At 63.8% G+C, this 434-nt stretch carries 1 protein-coding gene; it reads right to left on the reverse strand.

Translation table 11 applies throughout. From position 1 onward, the window contains the following. A partial coding sequence (locus APU11_RS10270) for an AAA family ATPase (protein WP_114078534.1) occupies positions 1–434 on the reverse strand: 434 nt, incomplete at both ends.

Genomic DNA, 434 nt, shown 5'->3' on the forward strand with positions numbered 1-434 from the left:
TTGCGCACGGCTTCGGTGAGAATACCGCCCTGGCCGTAGCCGACGTAGCCCGGCGGGGAACCCTTGAGCTGGGAGACGGTGTGCGGCTCCTGGTATTCGGAGAGGTTGATGGTTATCAGGGATTTCTCGCCGCCAAACAGTTCGTCCGCCAGCGCCAGGGCGGTTTCGGTCTTGCCGGTGCCGCTCGGTCCGGTCAGCAGGAACACGCCCTGTGGGCCGTTTTCTGGTGTCAGCCCGGTTTTTGCCGCGCGCAGGCGCTGGGTGATGGCGTTCAGCGCCGCATCCTGGCCCACCACGCGTTTACCGAGGTGCTCTTCGAGGCGTAACAGTTCCGTCTGTTCATCCTTCATTAATGAGGAGAGCGGCACACCGGTCCAGTCGGCAATCACCGTGGCAACGGTACGCGCGTCCACATCCAGCCCCAGCAGCGGGTT

Origin of the sequence: Enterobacter sp. 50793107 (genome assembly GCF_001463365.1) — a bacterium.
GTDB classification, from domain to species: domain Bacteria; phylum Pseudomonadota; class Gammaproteobacteria; order Enterobacterales; family Enterobacteriaceae; genus Enterobacter; species Enterobacter cloacae.